The following is a 19,611-nucleotide window of genomic DNA, read 5'->3' on the forward strand; positions in this document are numbered from 1 at the left end:
GGCCAGGATGCAGCCCTCACGTTCACACGATGAAGTCCGCGCGCGCCTCCAGTCCCGGACCGACGACGTCGGAGATCTGGCGCACCCGCAATCTGACCAGGGATTGCGGAGCTCCGAAGACGGAGAGTTCCTCGGCGTCCGACAGGACGACGGATGGGGCCGCCACCTCCCGCGACCAGACCGTCAGGCCGCCGGCGTCGAGCAGCTCCGCCAGATAGGCCTCGCGCGCCTCACCGAGCGGGACATCGACCGTAGTCCAGGCATCGCCGCCGGTGCGCGTGCGCCGGATCCAGGAAAAGGCGATCCCGCTGCCGGCGATCCGCTCGCCCGCGAGATGCACCGGCGCCAGGGGCATCAACGCCCGCGCCCGCCAGACATGCGCCAGGTCCTTGCGCGCCGCACTGTCGAGCGGCAGACCCGCCGGCAACACCGCATAGGTGAAGGGCACGCCGATTTCGTCGAGCGAGGGCGGCAAATGCGCGACCGCTTCATCGAGCAGAACGCCGCGGGAACCGGCGGGAACCGGACGGGCGGCAGCACGTTCGGTGCCCAATAGCCCGCGCAGCAGCATGCCAAGCCGGTAGCGGCGCGGGCCGATCAGTTCGGCGCGCTGAAACTGCAGCACCTCCACGTCCCCGTCGGCGCCGACGATGGCAAGCGGGTTGGCGCCGCCAAGCACCTGGTCCTGCGACACCTCGGAAAAGGTGCCCGAGGAGACCTCGACATCGACCTCGCTCACCCGGTCCCAGCGCGCCACCGGCCCGGCCAAAAGGGGCGTCAGGGTTTCCACCAGAAGCGCGGGGGCGGTCAGCTGGGCATGATACACCGGCGCGCCCTCGCCACGGACCCGGTAGACATCGACCGCCCCCGGCCAGGGCGCGGCGAAGGCGGCCATGCGCGGCGCGGCGTCCTGCGCGTCGCCCGGCAGTGTCGGCAGATCGAGGATCAGCACATCCGCCGCGCCGGTCGCGGCGATCACCGAGCGCGGGCGCGCCTCGCCGCCAAGGCTTCTGGCGCGCAATGCGACCGGGGCCCGGGCCGCGCGGGCGCTGACGCGGCGCGCAGCCCCCTCCTCCACCGCCTCGATAAGGTATTCGGCATCTCGCCCCCGTCCGGCGGAGGGATCGGCGGCAAGCGTCACGACATCGCCGGGTTCAAGCTCCAGCCGTCCGGGCGGCAGGGAGAATTCGACCTCCTCGCGTCCGCTCCAGCGCGCGAGCAACAGCTGATCGGCAAGCGCCGCCGCCAGGGCCGGGTCGAGGGCGCAGGCGAGATCGATCTGCTCGACCCGCGCGCTGTGCCCTTCCCGCCGCTTGGAGGAAATCACATAGCGTCGATGCCCGCGCGCCGCGTCGCGGGCAGCGATGCGGATTTCAGCCGGAAGGTCCGCATCCTGGGAACGCCGGACACTTGCCGCCGCCGCATCCCGCTCGACGGCCAGATCCGCGTTGTCGAGACGCGCGACAGGCGGGCTCCAGCGCGGCAGCACGGCAATCTGCGGACCGCGATCCACGGCGACCGCGCCTGCCGCATCGAGAAGCGGCGCCAGCACGTTCCTGAGCGCTTCCGGTCCCGGGACGGCGGTGCCATCCAGGGTGCCGGCAATCTCGCCAATGGCAAAGAGGCTTGCCGGAATGTCGAAGTCGGCGGCAAGCGCGCGCGCCAGGCCGGCAACGGACACGCTGCCCAGGCGTCCGCTCAGCCAGTGTCCGGCCCGCCAGTTCACGCCGTCGGCCCAAATGTCGGTCTGGCTGGGAAAGGCGGGAAACGGCCGCGCGTCCCATGTCCACAAATACAAGTGCCCCGCATCGACCATCGGCTCGCCATAGACCGGCGACACCGGGTTGTCGCCCGCCGCAATCTCCGGGTGCGCGCCGGTCCACCAGCCGAGCACCGTTTCCAGTGCGCGCCGCTGGATGAGATCGTCGCGCCCGCCGTTGGAGAAGCGCGGCCATGCGGCTTCCGACGACTTGGCGTCGAAGAACAGGTTCGGCTGGTTGGCGCCCTTGTCGATGGCCGGCACGCCGAGTTCGGTGAACCAGATCGGCTTGGACCGGGGCACCCAGTTCGTGGCGATGCCCGTCTCCACGCCCGCCTCCCGCTCGATATGGGGGTTCGACCACCAGCCGGCGAGGTCCTTGGCACGATAGACCCAGGGCTTGCCGTAGGCGCCATCGGTGATCGGCGTGCGGATGCCGGCCGCGCGCGCCGCATCGTCGGCATAGTACCAGTCGTGGTCCTCGCCGCCGGCAACGCCCGCCCGCAGCATCTCCCGGTCGTAGGGATTGACGTTGCCGTCCGGATCGCCGCCATCGCGGGCATCGGCTAGCGGGAAATAGGCGTTGATCCCGACCGCATCGATATTGGCATTCGCCCAAAGCGGATCGAGGGGAAAACGCAGATCCCCGCCGCCCGGCTGATGGGCGCCATATTCGCTCCAGTCCGCCGCATAAGTTACCTTTGCGCCCGGGAGCACGGTCTTGACGTCGGCGGCAAGCGCCTTGAGCGCATCGACGAAGGGATGGACGCCCGGCGCCGCGCTCAGCCTTGTCAGGCCGCGCATTTCCGACCCGAGCAGAAAGGCATCAACCCCGCCGGCCACGGCGGCGAGCCGTGCCTGATGCAGGATGAAGCGGCGGAACGACCATTCCGCCGGACCGGCGTAGCCAACCCCCTGCGCCTGCGGGAGAAAATGCGCGACCTGGGCCGTTCCGGCAAAGGCCGCGACCTCGCTTGCCGCCGCCGCCGTTCCCTCGGGCGAGCCGGCAAGGCCCGGCGCCAGCGACGCTGTGATCCTGCCGCGCCAGGGGTGGGCGGCCTGTTCGCTGCCGCCATAGGGGTCGGGCAGGCCGTTTCCCGCCGGAATGTCCATGAGGATGAAGGGATGCAGCGTGACCTGGAGCCCGCGGGCGTTGAGGTCCCGGATCGCGGCGATCACGCTCGAATCGGCCGGCGTTCCGCCATAGGCCGGCCGTCCCGCATGCAGGCTGACGGTCGCGGCCGTTCCGGCGGTTTCGCCGGAGACCGCCCACACCGCCCCCTGCACGCTCGAGCCGGCGGTTTCCACGCGCGGCCGGATCGAGCACGACCCGCAGCGCAGATCGTCGCCGAACCAGGAGACGACAAGCGCCACCCGCTGCAGATTGGGGCAAACCGCCTGCAGTTCGTCGATGGAGGCGGACCAGTTGCTCGGACCGTGGGCGATGTGGCGATTGACCGTTTGGCTGACGCCGGGGCGCACGGTCCGGGTCACCGGCTCGGTCGCATAGACGAACTCGCCCGCCCCCGGGATCACCGTCATCGCCCGCACCATCGGTTCCAGCGGCTCGACCGAGCGGATGATCTCGAAGGTCAGTTGCGGCAGGCGGTCGCCATATTGATCCAGCGGCAGGCGCTCGAAAACGGCGTAGGCGGTATTGCGATAGGCGGGAGACGGTCCCTGCAACACGGCAATCAGCGGGTCCGGCTCCTGATCGGGCGTGCCGTGATAGAAGCGGACGGTGACGCCCTCCATCTCCATCGGCTTTCCGTCGGCCCAGATCGCGCCGACATGGCTGACCGGCCCGGCCGCCAGCGCGACGGCAAAATTCGCGTAGTAGCGATAGCTGCGGGTGGTCGTGCGCGGACCGCCGCCACCGCCCTTGCCGCCGCTCGTTTCCTCGCGCACCTCCTCCTCGAAGCGGGTTGCCCAGATGATCTGGCCGGCCAGACGGACGCGGCCGTAGACCATCGGCAGGCTTGCGCCCTCGACGGAGGATTGCACGGAGAGGTCCTCAAGCCTGCGGCCCTCGATCCTGCGGGTGGCGCCGAAAAGGCTCTGATCGAGCGCATAGCCGGCGATCGCCCCCGCCGCCTGCCCGAGGAGCGCCCCCGCGCCGCCCAGCAGGGCGCCGCCGATGGCCTTGCCTGCCGCCGCCAGTACTAGGGTTGCCATGGGTCCACCTCGGGAAAGAGAAAGGCTGCAACGATGCGCCGCCGCCAGGCGGGCACGAGCGGGCTTTCGGTCACGCAAAGCCCTTCATAGGCATGGATCATCTTCGCCGGGCCGCTGAGGATCGCGGCGTGTTTCACCAGCGCGCCGTCGCGCCAGCGAAACAGCAGCAGGTCGCCGGGCCCGGCCGCATCCGGCGCGACCTCGCGCATGTGCCGGCCCGCTGCGGCGAGGAGCGTGTCCGCGCCGCCCTCTTCCGCCCAGCCGCGCGTATAGGGCGGCGGGCGTTCCGGTTCCGCCCCGTAGAGCGCGCGCCAGACCCCGCGCACCAGTCCCAGGCAATCGGCGCCCGCGCCTTTGCAACTCGCCTGGTGGCGATAGGGCGTGCCGATCCAGCCCCGCGCCTCGCGCAGGATGCAATCGCGTGTGACCATGCTGGTATCTCCCGTGTACCGCTCCGCGCCGCCGGTCAGTCGACCAAGGGGCCGCCGTCATTCTCGGCAGCACCGCGGCTTGGATAGGCGAGCGCGAAATCCGCGCCGGGCATATGCGGAAAGCCCTGGAAGTTCTCCGTGTTGGAGAATTTCCCGGTACAGGTGGCAAAACGCTTGTCGCAGCCGGCGGTCAGGCGCACGGCCGAGCCGGGCGCCGGCAGCATGGCAAGCGGGGCCAGCAGCGCGAGCACCCGCACGGCGCCTTCGAGACGGTCGGCGACAATCTCCCCGGTCATGCCGGCATGCGGACCATCGACGATTTCCAGGCGTCCGCCGGCGAACCAGTCGGTCTCGGAGCCGCCGATGCCAGCCACATTCAGAGCCGCGCCATCGATGGCGGACTGTACCGTGCCCTCCGCGCGAAACCCGCCCGCATCGAGATCGACCCGGCAGCGCGCGTCGCCCAGATCGGCATCGCAAATGTGGGAGAACACCCGCCCGCGCGGCTGGTCGAAGAGATGCGCGAGCCCGCGCAGCTCGGCGCGAAACGCCTTGCCGGAGCGGGTCACCTCGCCCACCTCGGCGCGGCGCATCAGCACGCGGGCCTCGGGGTCCTGCCAGTCGACCGCGAAAACCTCCACCGCCGCACCGTCCCACAGCCCGCCGGCAAGATCGCCGTCGGAAATCTCCGGCGACGACAGAATGCCGGCGACCTCCGCGCTTCCCGAGGCAAAGTCCGGCTCCAGCGTGGAGGCGGTCGTCTCGAACCCGAGATCGGGGCGGAACGTTCCGCCATCGAAGGCGATCTCGCGGTCATGGTCGGTGAAACCGAACACCTTGCCGTCGCGGCGGGTGATCCGCCAGCAGGTCGCGCGGGTGGTGGCGGCGCCGGCAAACCGGGCCGCCGTTTGCGGTGACAGTGTCTTCATCGGATCTCAGGCCTCCGCGTCCGGGTCGACTTCGACCAGCGGGATCGTGGGAACGCGCCCGGCCTCGACATGGGTCAGGCCGAGTTCCAGCCGGTCGGTGTCGAAGCGCACCGGCACGTCGAAGCGGAAGCCGGCCGTCACCTCGACCCCGGCGGCCGGAGGTCCGGCGACAAGCGTCACGATGCCCGTCGCCGGATCGCAGGTGAAATCCGTCGTCTCCACAAGTTCCACGCCATCAAGAGCGACGCGCACGCTGCCGGCGACCGGTTTGGCGATCGGCCGCTTGCGGGTGAAATCGCCGCCGCCATAGGTCTTGGCGAGCGCAAAGCTCGACGCGACCCCGTCGGCGGTGGCCAGAAAACAGTCGAGCGGGGTCACCGTGTCGCCGGTCGCGGCGGAGGTGTTGTCGAAGGGATCGCGGAACCGGAACCCGTAGAGGCGGCCGTGCATGCGCTCGAAGAAGGCCGCCACCGCCTGGAGATCGGCCAAGGACCGCACGCCGGTGCCGGCATCATACCGCCGCCGCGACCCGGCCCAGCGCGCGTTGCGGGTTTCCGCGCCCGACGCCAGCGCCACGACCTCGGTGCGCCATTGCGGCCCGCCGGTCGCGCCGAAGGCTATCCCCAGCGGAAACCGTTCCTCCAAGAATGCAGGCATGTCTAAGCCTCCCGGACTTTGCTAAACCGCGATCGCCCTGTGCAAAAAATGTCGGACGTCCGAGCGGTTTGATCTTGCTCAAAGCGCAAGCGTCCCTCGTCGCGCATTGTTGGGCTCAACAACGGAGGTATCCCCTACATGAGTCACGTTCCCCACGAGCTGCACGAAGAGTTCCCGGACAAGGCCGATGCGCTGCATGCGCTGAAGCTTTCCAACGCGCACTTCGCAAAACTCGCGGATGAGTATCATGCGGTGAACCGCGAGATTCACCGCGTCGAGACGGACGTCGAGCCGGCGTCCGACGAGGCTCTCGAAAACCTCAAGAAGAAGCGCCTGCATCTGAAAGACGAAATCGCGGCTCTCCTGGCCGCTGCCTGAAACGCCGGCGCCTGAGCCCCTCCTCTTCAGGCCCGACGTCAAAGCCCGCGCCGTCCCCGTCCGACGGCGCGGGCTACCATTGTCTGGATCTGCGCTTCCGAACGCGCGAAGCTTTCCGCATCCCGCGTCTCCACATTGAAGATGATCGGCGGCATCGCCGCCGCGTTTCCGGCCCCGCTGACGCCCAGCCGTCCGTGCGCATCCCGCGCCAGCGGCAGGATCGCCTCCGCGCCCGCCTCCCCCATCAGGCCGACCGACGCACCGCCTCCCGCCGCATTGCCGAGCGGAAAATAGGTCGGCGACGCCACGACGCCGCCCTTGGCGAAGGGCAGGATCCCCGGTCCCGGCGACAGCACGCTCGACGCCAGACCCGTTGCGAGACTGCCAAGTCCCTGCGCCAGGCCTTTTTCCAGCTGACCGATCGCCGTCTTCAGCGCCATGTCGGAGAGCGACAGCGCGATGGAGCGAAACACCGCATCCAGCGCCTTGCCGTTCCTCACCGCCTGGGTGAGGCCAACCGTCAGCGCGGATGCGATCTGTCTTGAGGCCGTATGGATGTCGTTCATGGTCCGCTTCAGGTCTTCCGCCTCCTTCGCGGGCAGATCCAGCGGGGCGTTCATGTCCTCGGTCATCGCAGGTCTCCATCGGGAAAGCGGCGCATCAGCGCCTCAAGACGGTCGCGCGACAGCAACGGGCCGCCGGCGGGCGGACGCCCGAACGCGGCCGCGATCTCGCGCGGGGTGGCCGCCCACATGGTCTTTGGCGACCAGCCCAGCGTGACCAGACAGACCCGAAAGACGTCGGCCCAGGGAAATGCCGCGGGCGGGGCATCACCCGCGGCGCTCAAGGGTTTGCGGGACGCAGCGCCTCCGGCGCGCCGCTCGCCCCGCCCTGATCGCCGCAGAAGGTGACCTGAAGCAGCCGGGCCGCCACACGGGTGAGCGCGGGCAGGCCGCCCTCGATCTCCATGGCGAGAACATCGGCGTCGTCGATGTCCTCCCCGGCGCCACGCAGGCCGGCGCCGATGATGCGGGCGAGATCGCTTGCGGAAAACCGCCCCTGCCCGAAGCGCTCCGCCAGGGCGGAGAGATCCGTGGCTGCGAAGGCGCTTTCCAGCTCGGCCAGCGCGCCCAGCGTGAGCACGAGCGTGCGGCGCCGGCCGCCGAGAACGGCGGCAACCTCGCCGCGGTGCAGGTTGGCCATGGCCTAGCTCCCCGCAAACGTCAGTTCGCCGGCGGATTCCAGCGCGATCTCGTAGGTGACCTCGCCGTCATGGGTGCCGGAATACTCCAGCCCGACGATCTGGAAGCGCCCGGTGATCGTCCCGAAATCGGGCACCACCACCTGCCAGTCGCGGATGATCCCGTCGAAGAACAGCCCGCGCACGGTTTCATCGGCGCTCGCATCGCGAAAGATGCCGGATCCGGACAGACTCGCAGCCCGCGTTCCCGCACCTTGCAGCAATTCGCGCCAGCGGCCGGCACTGTCGGCATCGGTGATGTCGACGCTTGCCGCATTGAGCGCGATGCGCCGCGCCCGCAGGCCCGCCACCGTGACGAATGTCCCGACACCATCGGTGTCGCATTTCAGCAAAAGGTCCTTGCCTGCCTGAGCGGCCATCGCATTCTCCCCTTTTCACATGACTTTGCTTTGGGTTGGGTCCGGTTCGGAGGCACGGCGCCCCTCAGGCCGCCGGCTCGGTGACGATCCGGACGCTCAGCCGCCCCCGCCATCCACGCCCGTCGCGCTGGCGCTCGCTGCGCATTACCGGGTCGGAGACATGCACGAGGCGCTGCGCCCCGACGGTGGGACCGAGCTCGGCCAGCACGTCGCGGATCGCGGTCAGCACCGCGCTGACCTCGCCGCGCGCGGGCTTTCGCGAATAGGCCAGCACCTCGACGATGTGGCGCTCGCCCTCGTCCGGCGTGGCGGCAAGCAGCCGCGTTTCCACCGCGCCGAGATCGACGAAGGGAATGGCGGCGCCGCGGGGCGCGCCGTCGTGGACCCGGTCCGCGCCGATCACTGCGGTCAGCGCCGCATCGGCGCGCAGCGCGGCAACGATCGCACCGCGCAGATCTGCCTGGGCACTCATGCCGTTTCCTCCTCAAGCACGCATGTCACGAGGCCCGAGCGGCGGCTGGCATCGTCGACCGCCAGGACGCGAAACGCGCGCATGCCCTCGGCGAGCCGCCAGCCGCCGGCGATGGCGGTTCCGCTGCGCAGCCGCGCCACATGGGTCGCGACACCGCCGAGGCGCCCGCTCACCTGCCGTTCGGCAAGGCTTGCCGGCGCCAGCGCCACGAACACCAGCCCGACGTCGGTGAAGACGGTTTCCGCCTCCCCGTCCGCCGCCTCGATCCGGTCGGGCCGAGACAGCCGCATCGCCCGGTCGAGTTCGTCCGCCGCGCTCACAGCCTGAGCATCCGGTAGGGCGCAAGCAGCGCCGACCAGCCGGCCGGCACGCCCGCCGTCGCAAGATTAAAGCCGGCCGCCCGGCCGTCGAACCAGTGAGCGACCAGAACAAGGATCGCCTGCCGGAGCGGTTGCGGCACGGCATTGGCATCCGCGCCATAGCCGGCGGTGAATTCCACCTCGATGCCGTTGAAGCCGGAAATCGCGGCCGGGGCTGCGGCGGCCACCCGGAGCCGCGGCGGCTCCGCCTGTCCGTCCAGCCGGTGGTCGGCGGCGGCCAGCGGCACCGGCAGCCCGTCGCCGTCATAGACCGTGATGCTGTCGACGGACTGCACCGGACCGACGGGCAGGCGGATGATGCGCCCCGGCGGCCAGGCATCCAGATAGAGCCGCCAGCCCTGGGTGAGGAGTGCCCGGCGCGCGACGCCTTCCAGATGCTGGCGCGCCGCCGCAATCAGGCGCGAGATCAGCAAGTCCTCTTCGGTTCCGCTCACCCGGAGATGGGCGCGCGCCTCTTCCAGCGTCACCGGTTCGAGCGCCGGCGGGGTCGTCACAATCGCCGTCATGGCGGTCCTTTCCAACAGGATGGCGGTTAAAGGAGCACTTTCGGAAACCGGGAGCCCGCCCGTGCGGCGGGCTCCCGCACCCGGTCAGACAGAAAAGGTCAGGTGGAGAAGGTCAGGAGCTTGATCGCGTCGAAATCCTGCACCCCGCCGCCGACGCGCTTGGTCGTGTAGAACAGCACGTAGGGCTTGGCCGAATAGGGATCGCGCAGGATGCGCACGCCCGTGCGGTCGACCACCAGATAGCCCCGGCGGAAGTCGCCAAAGGCGATGGCCGGCGCATCGGTCGCGATGTCGGGCATGTCCTCCGCCTCGGTGAGCGGGAAGGTCATCAAGGTGGCCGGCGCGCCCACGGTGGCCGGCGGCTGCCACAGATAGTTGCCGTCGGCGTCCTTCATCTTGCGCACCACGGCCTGGGTGCGCCGGTTCATCACGAAGCCGGCGTTCTGGCGGTAGCCGCTCTTCAGCGCATAGACCAGATCAATCAGCGTGTCGCCGGGGTCGGTCACGGGGAAGGCGCCGGCCACCCCGGTGGTGAGCTCACCCAGATTGCCCCAGCTCCAGGAGCCTTCCGCCACGCGTGGATAGTCGAGAAAGCCGCGCGGCTTGTTGACGCCGTCGCCGGTGACGAAGGCCGTGCCCTCCTGTTCGGCGAAGGCCAGTTCAACCTCCTCCGCGATCCAGGCATCGACGTCGACGGCCGCATCCTCCAGCAGCGACGGCGTCGCGGCCGGCATGGCGTAGAGCTCCATCGTCGGGAAGGAGAGCTCGGAAAGCGTCGGCGCGCCGGTCTGCGGACGGGCGGCGGTTTCCGCGACCCAGCCCGACTGCGGACCCGAGATCGAGAACGGCTTCTTGAAGACGCTGGACGACACCTGACGCGCACCGGCGATGGCGCGGATCGGCGAGACGCTCGCCATGCCGCGCAGGATCGCGGTCTCGGTCTCGTCCGGCACCAGATAGCCGCCGTCGGGGTCGGAGCCGACCGAGAGCGCCTTCTGTTCCAGCGCGCGCAAGCCGTCTTCGCGGCCCTTGCGCATGTAGGACACGAAGGCGCCCTTGTGTTCCGCGGCGAGACCGTCGGCGGGTTCGTCCGGGCCTGCGCCGCGCGGCGGCCGGGCGGATTTCAGCGCAATGGCGTCCAGCCGGCGCTGCTGGCGGTCGAGCTGCGCGTCGATGCGCGCGAGCTTGTCCTGCGTCAGGGGATCGACGGCCCCGCGCGTTTCGATCTCGGCGAGACGTTCCTCGTTGGTCTCGCGATAGGCGTCGAAGGTGGCGCGCATGTCGTCGAGCTCGGCGCGATGTCCTCCCGCAGCAGTGGCATGGGTGACGGCCTTGGTCTCGGGGACGCCCGTCCCGGCTTGGGAAAATTCGGTAGGCATGGTCGAAGGATCTCCAGTTTCATGAATGCGACCGGCGCTTCGGCGGTCAGGAGCGAACCGCGCGCAAGGGCGACACGGCGGCGGTGCCGGGCACGTCGAGACGGGCGCCCGGATGCAGCGGGAAGGTGACGAGCGACACCTCCCAGAGATCTATGTCGAAGACCCGCCGCACCCCGGTCGTCGGGTCGCGCCGGGCGCTGCGGGTGCGAAAGCCGATGGACAGACCGTCGAGCGCGCCGCCGGCGAGAAGATGCGCCGCCTCCGCTCCGGCGGCTGTGCGGGTCAGCAGGCGTCCCTCGACGCGCAGGCCGCGCGCGTCCTCGAACGCCCGATCCCACACGCCGATGGGCTTGGCCGGATCGTGCTGCCAGAGAAAGCGGATGCCGCTGGCGCCCCGCTCCGACAGGCTACGACGGAACGCACCGCGCACGACGAGATCGCGCGCATCGTCGGGCGTGGCGAAGAGGCTGGCATAGCCGCTGACCGCGACGCTCTCCCCCGCAAGGGGCGGACGGGCACTCACGCGGCGTGCGCGCCGGATCGGGCGCGCCGGCTCAAGAGCGCCGCCAGGCGCGCGGCAAAATGGGTGAAGATCGCGCGGTGGGCGGGGTGCGGGGCATCGTTCGCGCGCATCAGCATGCGCACGCTCTCAAGAGGCTGAACTGTCATGGATCTCTCCATTGCGGCGCGGACGCGCCTGTTGGCTTTGGCCAGCGGCGTCAGGAATCGAAGTCGCTGAACAGGCGGTTGAGGCGGGCGATCGCCTCGACGAAATCGTCGAAGCGCTTGTTCGAACGGATCGTCTCGCGCAGGCTCCAAACCAGCAGGCTGGAGGCCGAGCTTGCCCACAGGAGCAGGACCAGATGGGCAAGGTCGCCCTTGCCGGCGATGGTCTCGACAACGGGCTCCATCATGTCGGATCCGCTTCCGGCGCCGTCCCGGGCGCGCCCGTCGCGGGCTCCCCACCCTGCGGCTCCGCGCCATAGCCGACGGCGATGCGCTTTTCCGCCCGGGTCAGGAAGCTTGCCTGTTCGAGCCGCGCCCACAGGCCGGCGCGTTCGCTGGACAGCGCCTCCACCTTGTCGAGATCGGGGGCAAGCCGCAGCGGCCGCGCTCGGTCGGGCGACAGCCAGCGCGCCAGCGCCTCGCCAACGCGCGACGACAGCGGCAGGACGGTCTGGCGCCAGAAAGCGCGATTGGCCTCCTGATAGTTGGAGTAGGTGTTGTCGCCCGGAATGGCGAGCAGCATCGGCGGCACGCCGAAGGCGAGCGCGATCTCGCGCGCCGCCTGGTTCTTGGCGGCGATGAAATCCATGTCCCTCGGGGTCAGCCCCATCGGTTTCCAGTCAAGACCGCCTTCCAGCAGCAGCGGCCGTCCGGCATTGGAGGGACCCTGATAACCGTCCTCCAGTTCCTTCTTGAGCCGGTCGAACTGTTCGTCGGACATGTTGGAGGCATCCGGCCCGCCATAGACCAGCGCGCCGGAGGGCCGTGCGGCATTGTCGAGCAGCGCCTTGTTCCAGGCGCCCGCCGCATTGTGCAGGTCGAGGCTGACCTGCGCCGCCTCGATGGGGGCAAAGCCGTAGTGGTCGTTGAGCGGGTGGAACACCTTCAGGTGCAGCACCGAATGGCCGCCGTCGCGCGCATCGGCCGAAAGCCGGACCGTGCGCCCGGCGACCGTATAGTCATAGGCCTCCGGCCAGCCGTCGCGTCCGAGCACCACCTTCACCCGGTCGGGGCGCAGGGCGTGCAGCTCGCGCAAGGTGCCCTCCACCGAAACGCCCTCCAGATAGGCGTTGCCGGCGACCAGCAGGTGGCCGTAGACCTCCTCCAGGAACGCGGTGCCCGACGCCATCTGGTTCGGTGCGGCAAGCAGGTCGAGCGCCGGATGGCGGTCGAGTTCGCGCTCGCCGTCGTAGAGCACGAAGGGCACGCTCGCGGCCGCCTCCGCGATCATGCGGACCGCGCGATGGACCACCGGATTTCGGGCGTAGCCCTCGCGGGCGAGTGCGGCGTAGTCGCGCGGCGTCCACACCGGGCGGCCTGCCCCGTGAAAGGCCAGCAACGGTCCGGCGCGCGAGGCCTTTCGCTCCTGCGGCGCGCGCAGAACCGATTCAAACATGGTTCGCAACCCCATGATCGCTCTTCCTTTTTTGCAATGTCTTGAGAAACCGATTCCGCGACTTGAAGTGCGCAGCCAGCGTCTTGAGAAAGGGATTCAGATGCTGCGCAGGCGCGGCGTCCCACCGGCCTTCAGCGCCAGTTCGTGAAGCGCGTAAACGAGCGCGTCGAGCCGGTCCGGCGAGCGTCCGTTCGACAGGCCCTCGCGAGTAAAATCCGTCATCTCGTCTTCCAAATCGGGGAAGGCCCCGACATGGCGCACCCGCCCCTGCTCGTAGAGCATCGCCACCGGTTCGGCGCGCAGCCACTTGCCGCGCCGCGCGCGCACGGCTCTCACCAGAACGCCCGGGTCGACGCCGGCGATCACCGCCGCGACCATCTCGCCGCCCTGGTTGACCTCGGCGACCAGACAGTCGGCCTCGAGATCGCGCCAGAGCGCCACGGCGGCGGAGGCCCAGCGCGCGGGCGCCGCCGCCCCCAGGCTCCGGTCTGCGAGCACATGGACGATCCCGTCCGCATCGATCCCGGCCGCGACGATGCCGCAGGCATCCGAGGCGACGCCCGAGCTTGCCGGCGGATCGACCGCGACGACGATGCGCTCGAGCGCCGGCGCCCGGTCGCTGCGCAGCGCCTCCAGCGCGTCGCGGTTCCACATGGCGCCGTCTCGGCTTTCCACCATCTCCCCGTCGAGTTCCTGGCGCGCCAGCCGGGTTCCGCCGTAACGGGCCCGGATAGCGGCAACGAAGCCGGCGGCCAGATGGGCGGCGTTGCTTTCCGTCGGCGCGGTCACCGCCACCGTTGCGGGATCCGCCATAAGCCGCTTGAGCAACGGGATCGGGCGCGGGGTCGTGGTGACGAGCTGGCGCGGACGCTCTCCCAGCCTGAGAGCGAATTGCAGCATGTCCCAGGTCTCCTGGACGTGACGCCATTTGGCGAGTTCGTCGCACCAGGCCAGATGAAACTGCGGCCCGCGCAGCGCGTCCGGGTCCTCGGAGGAAAAGACCTGCGCCACCGCGCCGTTCGGCCATTCCAGCCGGCGCCGGGAGGATTGCCAGCTCGGACGCTCGCTCGCCGGATGGACCGAGAGCAGGCCGGAGATCCCCTCCACCATCACCTCGCGGGCGTCGCTCTGGGTCTCGCCGACGAGCGCGATGCGAAACCCGTCGGAATCGGGCCGCAGCGCGGCGGCACGCACACAGGCGCGCAGCCATTCCGCCCCGGCCCGCGTCTTTCCCGCACCGCGCCCGCCCATCAAAAGCCAGCACCGCCAGTCGCCGGCGGGCGCCAGCTGGTGCGCATGCGCCCACAGCCGCCAGTCATGGCGCAGGAACATCAGCTCCCGGTGATCCAGCCGTGCCAGAAACGCCGGCAGCAGCCCCCCTTCGGCACAGCCGATCAAGGCGCTCCGCAAGCTCTCGCCTGAGTGCATCTTCATCTCCCCCCGTGGGATCGAGCGAGGCGACGCCGGAGCGGAGCTCGATCAGGACGTCGAGCGTCTTCGCCAGACTGCCCAGCGTTCTGGCGTTGCGCTCCAGCGTGCCGCCGTCGGCCCTTGCCTCCCCCTCACCGGCCGCAGCGCGAAACTGCGTCTCGATTGCCGAAATCTGATGTTCGAAGGCCTTGGCCAGCCGCGCGACCATCCGGGCAAGGCCCGGCGTGTCGCCGGCCTCGATCAGGTCGCGGACGGAGGCGGCCCGAAGCCAGGCCTCGTCCCTCGCGTGGCGGGCGACGGTGGGAACGGTCACGTTCATCCGCCGGGCGATGGCATCGAATTCCAGGCCGTCGTTTTCATAGAGGCTGCGGGCGATGCGCCAGCCGTCCGCGCTCAGGTGAACCGGTCGCTTGCGGGCGCGCCGCCGGCGGGGCCTCGATGCGGCGCGCGGTGTCTCCTCGTCCATGCCGTCTCCTCATGTTCTTGCAACAGACGTCGGGCAACGGCTATGGAGCGCCCTTGCCTCATGCGCGCGCAGGCCCTAAAACCCATTCATCGGCAATTTGCGATGAAAGTGTTTCTTGGCCCGCTCCCGTTCGACCACATGCGCCGCTGAAAGCCCGGAAACGGCCGGCCCGCGCAGGACCCGCGCCGCCGCCTGTTGCAGCGCCCCGGCGGATGTCGACCTTCCCGACGTGTTCAAGGCGCTCGGCCATCCGGCCCGGCTGGAAATCCTCCAGGCGCTCGCTGCCTGCGACACCGCCTGTTGCGGGGATCTGGTCAAGCGCCTGCCGCTGGCGCAATCCACCGTCTCGCAGCATCTCGCGGTGCTGCGCGCCGCCGGCCTCGTGGGCATGCGCGGCGACGGTCGTTGCTGCCGGTATCATCTCGAGCCGGGGGCGCTGACGCGTCTTACCGGCGATGTCGAACGCCTGTTCGCCAGCTTTTTGCGGCAGCCCGCGCCGGCGCCGCACCTTAATGACCGCATGGCGCCCGCGCGCCCGCGAAAGGACACCGAATGACAAGCCGCCGCTCCGGCGTACCCGCTTCCGCTCCGCGCATTTCGGCCGACGAGGCCTCGACGCTGAAGACGCTCGGGCAATTGTGGCCCTATATCTGGCCTCACGACCGCCCGGACCTGAAGTCCCGCGTCGGCCTTGCCGTGATCGCCCTGGTCATCGCCAAGATCGTGACGGTGCTCTCGCCCTATTTCTACAAGTGGGCGACCGACGCACTGACCGGCGAGGGCAGCGCCGGCGCGGCCGCTTCCGGCAGCGAAGGCGGCCTTCCCGCCTGGATCGTGGCACCGGTGATGCTCGTCATCGCCTATAATGGCGCGCGCATTCTCTTCGTCGGCTTCAACCAGCTGCGCGATGCGCTGTTTGCCCGCGTCGGCCAGCACGCGGTGCGCCAGCTCGCCTATCGCACCTTCCGCCACCTGCACATGCTGTCGCTGCGCTTTCACCTGCAACGCAAGACCGGCGGCCTGTCGCGCGTGATCGAGCGCGGCGTGAAGGGCATCGAGAACATCGTCCGCTTCACGATCCTGAACGGCATTCCAACCATCATGGAATTCGCCATCATGGCGGGGGTGATCTGGTACCAGTTCGGCTTCGCCTATGTGGTCGTCGTCGCGGTGATGATCGTCGCCTACACGTGGTTCACGGTGCAGACCTCGAACTGGCGCATCGCCATCCGCCGCGACATGAACGCCAGCGACACCGACGCCAACTCCAAGGCGGTCGACAGCCTGCTGAATTTCGAGACGGTCAAATATTTCGGCAACGAGCAGTGGGAAGCCGACCGTTTCGACCGCTCGATGGAAGGCTACGAACGCGCCGCAACCCGGACCTGGACCTCGCTCGCCTGGCTCAACTTCGGCCAGGCCGTGATCCTCGGCGTCGGCACGGCGATCTGCATGGTGATGTCGGCGCGCGCCGTGATGGCGGGCACGCAGACCATCGGCGATTTCGTCATGATCAACGCGCTCCTGCTGCAACTGTCGATCCCGCTCAACTTCATCGGCTTTCTCTACCGCGAGATCCGCCAGGGCCTCACCGACCTTGAAGCGATGTTCGAGCTGCTTGGCGAGCCGGCCGAGATCAAGGACAAGCCGGGCGCGGTCCCGCTCAGCGTCGACGGCGGCACCATCCGCTTCGAGGACGTGCACTTCCACTATGACGCCGACCGGCCGATCCTGCAGGGCATCTCCTTCGAGGTGCCGGCCGGCAAGACGGTTGCCATCGTCGGACCGTCGGGTGCCGGCAAATCGACGGTCTCCCGGCTGCTCTTCCGCTTCTACGACATCACCGGCGGGCGCATCACCATCGACGGGCAGGACCTGCGCGAGGTGACGCAGGCCTCGCTGCGCGGCGCGACCGGCATGGTTCCGCAGGACACCGTGCTCTTCAACGACACGGTCGCCTACAACATCCGCTACGGCCGCAACGACGCCACCGACGCGGAGGTGCGCGAGGCCGCGCGCATGGCGCAGATCGCCGACTTCATCGAGAGCCTGCCGCAGGGCTTCGCCACCGAGGTGGGCGAGCGCGGGCTGAAGCTGTCCGGCGGCGAGAAGCAGCGTGTGGCGATCGCCCGCACCATCCTCAAGGCGCCGCCGATCCTGATCCTCGACGAGGCGACGTCCGCGCTCGACACCCATACGGAGCGCGAGATCCAGGCGGCCCTCGACCAGGTGTCGCGGAACCGCACCACCGTCGTGATCGCCCACCGGCTGTCGACCGTGGTCAACGCGGAGGAGATCCTCGTCCTGGAAAAGGGCCGTATCGTCGAGCGCGGCCGCCATCCCGATCTGCTTGCCGCCCACGGGCTTTACGCCTCCATGTGGGCGCGCCAGCAGGAGGCGAGCGAGGCCGAGGAGCGGCTGCGCGCCGCGACCCTGGACGACCCGGGCTTCGTCGTTCGCGGTCCGCGCGCCGGCGAGGAAGAACCGGCGCAATAGACGCGCGCGACGTCGCGGATTGATCTCGCGCCCGCTCCGGTGCACAAGAGGCGTTCGACCGGGCGCTGGTGTCCGGGAACGCAACCGGGCCGGGGCACACTCCGGCGCGGCCCACAGTCACGGAACCGCCGATGTCGCTTACCGATACGATCACCAAGACGCTCGTCCCCATTCACCGCGAGGGCTGGCCGTTCGTCGCCATTGCCGGTGCGGCGACCGTTCTCGTCGGCTGGTTCGTCGACCCGCTGTTCTGGATCGGCCTGATCCTGACCGCCTGGGTCGCCTATTTCTTCCGCGATCCGCCCCGCGTCACGCCGATCGACGACGACGTCATCGTTTCGCCCGCCGACGGCACCGTGTGCCAGATCGGCCAGGCCGTGCCGCCGCGCGAGCTCGAGCTCTCCGACGAGCCGATGATGCGCATCTGCATCTTCATGAATGTGTTCAACTGCCATGTGAACCGCGCGCCCATGGGCGGACGCATCACCCGCGTCGCCTATCGCGCCGGCTCCTTCCTCAACGCAGAATCCGACAAGGCGAGCGAGGACAACGAGCGCAACGGGCTCGTCATCGAAAGCGGCGAGACGCGCATCGGCGTCGTCCAGATCGCCGGCCTGGTGGCGCGGCGCATCGTCTGCTTCGTGCGCGAGGGCGAGAACCTCGGCGCCGGCGAGCGCTTCGGCCTGATCCGCTTCGGCTCGCGGCTCGACGTCTATCTGCCGCTCGACACGCGGGTTTCGGTTGCCGTCGGCCAGACCATGATCGCCGGCGAGACGGTGATCGCCGATCTTGCCTCCGAGACCCGCGACGCCGTGCTGGCGCGGGTCAGCTGAGCGAGGTGTCATGACCGCCCCTTTCGCCCCCTATGATCCCGGTCCGACCAGCCGCCGCCGCGGCCGCGCGCCGCGGTTCCGCCGGGTGCCGCTGCGCCTGATCCTGCCCAATCTCGTCACCCTTCTGGCGCTGTGTTCGGGGCTTACCGCCATTCGCATGGCGCTGGAGACCCGCTGGGATTTCGCCATCGGCGCCATCGTGCTGGCCGCCGTGCTCGACGCGCTCGACGGACGGGTGGCGCGACTGGTCAAGGGCACCTCGAAATTCGGCGCGGAGCTGGATTCGCTGGCCGACTTCGTCAATTTCGGCGTCGCGCCGGCGCTGATCCTCTATTCCTGGCTGCTCGACGAGGTGCGCTCCATCGGCTGGATCGCCGCCCTCGTCTTTTCGATTTCGGCGGCGCTCAGGCTGGCACGCTTCAACGTCTCCATCGACGACCCCGACAAGCCGGCCTGGGCGGTCAATTTCTTCACCGGCGTGCCCGCACCGGCGGGTGCGCTCGCGGTGCTCTTTCCGGTCTATCTGGAGTTCGTCGGCATCCTGCCGCACTGGCCGGCGCTCGCGCCGGTCGTTGCCGTCTATGTCGTGATCATCGCGCTCTTGATGGTGTCGCGGCTGCCGACTTTCTCCGGCAAGAAGCTCGGCTCGCGCATCCGCCGCGACCTCGTGCTGCCGCTCTTCGTCGCCGCCGTGCTCTTCGTCGCGCTTCTGGTCAGCTACCCGTTCGAGATGCTGGCCATCGGCGCCGCCGCCTATCTGGTGTCGATCCCGGTCGCCTGGCGCTGGCATCAAAAATACGCCTCCGGCCAGATCCCGGGTGCGGCGGCCGACGACACAAGCGCCAATGACGACGGAGACGAGGCCGATACCGACCTCGACCACCTCGGCGACCGCGACAAGGGCGACACCGGCTGAACGGCCGACTGCCGTCCCTCGCGCCCCCGCCCGTCACGCCCCACCCGAACCGTCGGGCGGCTCCGGAAGCGGGCTGCATCCAACAGCTTGAATCAAAAAGGCCGAACGCTGCGCCGGCTTCCCGCCGGCCGCACCAGTTCGACCATGCCTGAACCCTACCCGATCACCGTCACGCTGTCAAGGAATTTTTTCCTAGACGGCATCTCCGGGACTTCTTGCTTCCAAGACCGCAGCACCCCGATGGCGTTCCACCATTTCCGCCGCTCCCTGCGCCGGCCGGGACCTTCGCCCCACACACGGACGTCATCCCCGACTTGATCGGGGATCCATTCCACGTCGCCGCAGGGCCGAAACGCCTGAAGGGTTGCCGAACTTCGCCGCCATTTCGCCCCCCCCAACCACCGCTGAGGGTGCCAATGGATCCCCGATCAAGTCGGGGATTGTTCGTTTGAAGGGGTGTTAGACTGGGGGCGGTCTCCCGGCCCCTAGATTGCCGGGAGACCAGTGGCAGGCGACCGGTCGGGGATTGGGTTCTCACCCGTCGTCATCGGGGTCCCTGCCGCTTCCTTTTCCCGCTTGGAGAGTTGATGGGGTCTCTGGCTGTCACCACGCCCGCGAACAATCCGAAGCCTGATCAGGATACCACCGCCATGGCTTTTCT

The 19,611-nt window shown here is 69.3% G+C and carries 23 protein-coding genes; 5 read left to right on the top strand and 18 right to left on the bottom strand.

Annotated elements, in window-relative coordinates:
- Window positions 1-22: 22 nt before the first annotated feature.
- The 4 genes from LC092_RS02840 to LC092_RS02855 are packed head-to-tail and all read right to left on the bottom strand — an operon-like array spanning window position 23 to window position 5,951.
- Entirely contained in the window at window positions 23-3,934 is a 3,912-nt protein-coding gene (locus LC092_RS02840; RefSeq protein WP_224804840.1) for a glycoside hydrolase/phage tail family protein, read from the bottom strand.
- Window positions 3,922-4,365 carry an NlpC/P60 family protein gene (locus LC092_RS02845; protein WP_224804842.1) on the bottom strand — a complete coding sequence of 148 codons (444 nt, stop codon included), beginning with the start codon at window positions 4,363-4,365 and terminating at the stop codon, window positions 3,922-3,924. Before LC092_RS02845 ends, LC092_RS02840 begins: the two co-directional genes overlap by 13 nt.
- 35 nt (window positions 4,366-4,400) lie before the next feature.
- Window positions 4,401-5,294 (bottom strand): DUF2163 domain-containing protein, encoded by an 894-nt coding sequence (locus LC092_RS02850; protein ID WP_224804844.1) that lies wholly within the window; start codon window positions 5,292-5,294, stop codon window positions 4,401-4,403.
- 6 nt (window positions 5,295-5,300) lie between these two features.
- The gene (locus LC092_RS02855; RefSeq protein WP_224804847.1) at window positions 5,301-5,951 is read right to left on the bottom strand and encodes a DUF2460 domain-containing protein; all 651 of its coding nucleotides are present in this window, start codon (window positions 5,949-5,951) and stop codon (window positions 5,301-5,303) included.
- A gap of 138 nt (window positions 5,952-6,089) precedes the next feature.
- Here LC092_RS02855 and LC092_RS02860 point away from each other — a divergent pair, with 138 nt between their 5' ends.
- Window positions 6,090-6,329 (top strand): YdcH family protein, encoded by a 240-nt coding sequence (locus LC092_RS02860; RefSeq protein ID WP_224804849.1) that lies wholly within the window; start codon window positions 6,090-6,092, stop codon window positions 6,327-6,329.
- A 38-nt stretch (window positions 6,330-6,367) separates the two neighbouring features.
- Here the strand turns inward: LC092_RS02860 and LC092_RS02865 are convergent, their stop codons facing one another.
- From LC092_RS02865 to LC092_RS02930, 14 genes are all read right to left on the bottom strand, one after another.
- Window positions 6,368-6,961 carry a phage tail tape measure protein gene (locus LC092_RS02865; RefSeq protein ID WP_224804851.1) on the bottom strand — a complete coding sequence of 198 codons (594 nt, stop codon included), beginning with the start codon at window positions 6,959-6,961 and terminating at the stop codon, window positions 6,368-6,370.
- Window positions 6,958-7,176, bottom strand: a complete 219-nt coding sequence (locus LC092_RS02870; RefSeq protein ID WP_224804853.1) for a phage tail assembly chaperone — start codon at window positions 7,174-7,176, stop codon at window positions 6,958-6,960. Before LC092_RS02870 ends, LC092_RS02865 begins: the two co-directional genes overlap by 4 nt.
- Entirely contained in the window at window positions 7,173-7,532 is a 360-nt protein-coding gene (locus tag LC092_RS02875) for a gene transfer agent family protein (RefSeq protein ID WP_224804855.1), read from the bottom strand. The genes LC092_RS02870 and LC092_RS02875 overlap by 4 nt, the downstream gene beginning before the upstream one ends.
- Before the next feature lie 3 nt (window positions 7,533-7,535).
- Complete coding sequence (locus LC092_RS02880) at window positions 7,536-7,949, bottom strand: phage major tail protein, TP901-1 family (protein WP_224804857.1); 414 nt, start codon at window positions 7,947-7,949, stop codon at window positions 7,536-7,538.
- A 64-nt stretch (window positions 7,950-8,013) separates the two neighbouring features.
- Window positions 8,014-8,421 carry a DUF3168 domain-containing protein gene (locus tag LC092_RS02885; protein ID WP_224804859.1) on the bottom strand — a complete coding sequence of 136 codons (408 nt, stop codon included), beginning with the start codon at window positions 8,419-8,421 and terminating at the stop codon, window positions 8,014-8,016.
- Window positions 8,418-8,741, bottom strand: coding sequence for a head-tail adaptor protein (locus tag LC092_RS02890; RefSeq protein WP_224804861.1), 324 nt, complete (start codon window positions 8,739-8,741; stop codon window positions 8,418-8,420). Before LC092_RS02890 ends, LC092_RS02885 begins: the two co-directional genes overlap by 4 nt.
- Window positions 8,738-9,307, bottom strand: a complete 570-nt coding sequence (locus tag LC092_RS02895; protein WP_224804864.1) for a head-tail connector protein — start codon at window positions 9,305-9,307, stop codon at window positions 8,738-8,740. Before LC092_RS02895 ends, LC092_RS02890 begins: the two co-directional genes overlap by 4 nt.
- A gap of 98 nt (window positions 9,308-9,405) precedes the next feature.
- Entirely contained in the window at window positions 9,406-10,686 is a 1,281-nt protein-coding gene (locus LC092_RS02900; RefSeq protein WP_224804866.1) for a phage major capsid protein, read from the bottom strand.
- 46 nt (window positions 10,687-10,732) lie between these two features.
- On the bottom strand, window positions 10,733-11,209 hold the full coding sequence (locus LC092_RS02905; protein ID WP_224804868.1) for an HK97 family phage prohead protease: 477 nt from the start codon (window positions 11,207-11,209) through the stop codon (window positions 10,733-10,735).
- Window positions 11,206-11,355, bottom strand: coding sequence for a hypothetical protein (locus LC092_RS02910; protein ID WP_224804870.1), 150 nt, complete (start codon window positions 11,353-11,355; stop codon window positions 11,206-11,208). The genes LC092_RS02905 and LC092_RS02910 overlap by 4 nt, the downstream gene beginning before the upstream one ends.
- Before the next feature lie 50 nt (window positions 11,356-11,405).
- Window positions 11,406-11,600 carry a hypothetical protein gene (locus tag LC092_RS02915; RefSeq protein WP_318245896.1) on the bottom strand — a complete coding sequence of 65 codons (195 nt, stop codon included), beginning with the start codon at window positions 11,598-11,600 and terminating at the stop codon, window positions 11,406-11,408.
- Window positions 11,597-12,823 carry a phage portal protein gene (locus LC092_RS02920; protein ID WP_224804872.1) on the bottom strand — a complete coding sequence of 409 codons (1,227 nt, stop codon included), beginning with the start codon at window positions 12,821-12,823 and terminating at the stop codon, window positions 11,597-11,599. The genes LC092_RS02915 and LC092_RS02920 overlap by 4 nt, the downstream gene beginning before the upstream one ends.
- An 81-nt stretch (window positions 12,824-12,904) precedes the next feature.
- Window positions 12,905-14,236, bottom strand: a complete 1,332-nt coding sequence (locus LC092_RS02925; protein ID WP_412103509.1) for a DNA-packaging protein — start codon at window positions 14,234-14,236, stop codon at window positions 12,905-12,907.
- Complete coding sequence (locus tag LC092_RS02930) at window positions 14,124-14,705, bottom strand: hypothetical protein (RefSeq protein ID WP_224804874.1); 582 nt, start codon at window positions 14,703-14,705, stop codon at window positions 14,124-14,126. The genes LC092_RS02925 and LC092_RS02930 overlap by 113 nt, the downstream gene beginning before the upstream one ends.
- Window positions 14,706-14,934: 229 nt before the next feature.
- On the opposite strand from LC092_RS02930, the gene LC092_RS02935 reads away from it, so the two are divergent.
- From LC092_RS02935 to pssA, 4 genes are all read left to right on the top strand, one after another.
- Entirely contained in the window at window positions 14,935-15,261 is a 327-nt protein-coding gene (locus LC092_RS02935) for an ArsR/SmtB family transcription factor (protein WP_224804876.1), read from the top strand.
- Entirely contained in the window at window positions 15,258-17,201 is a 1,944-nt protein-coding gene (locus tag LC092_RS02940) for an ABCB family ABC transporter ATP-binding protein/permease (protein ID WP_224804878.1), read from the top strand. The genes LC092_RS02935 and LC092_RS02940 overlap by 4 nt, the downstream gene beginning before the upstream one ends.
- 68 nt (window positions 17,202-17,269) lie before the next feature.
- Window positions 17,270-18,034, top strand: coding sequence for a phosphatidylserine decarboxylase (locus LC092_RS02945; RefSeq protein WP_318245897.1), 765 nt, complete (start codon window positions 17,270-17,272; stop codon window positions 18,032-18,034).
- Window positions 18,035-18,044: 10 nt separating this feature from the next.
- Window positions 18,045-18,950, top strand: coding sequence for a CDP-diacylglycerol--serine O-phosphatidyltransferase (pssA, locus tag LC092_RS02950; protein ID WP_224804882.1), 906 nt, complete (start codon window positions 18,045-18,047; stop codon window positions 18,948-18,950).
- Window positions 18,951-19,611 lie beyond the last annotated feature (661 nt).

The organism is Stappia stellulata, assembly GCF_020176715.1.
Taxonomy (GTDB): Bacteria; Pseudomonadota; Alphaproteobacteria; order Rhizobiales; family Stappiaceae; genus Stappia.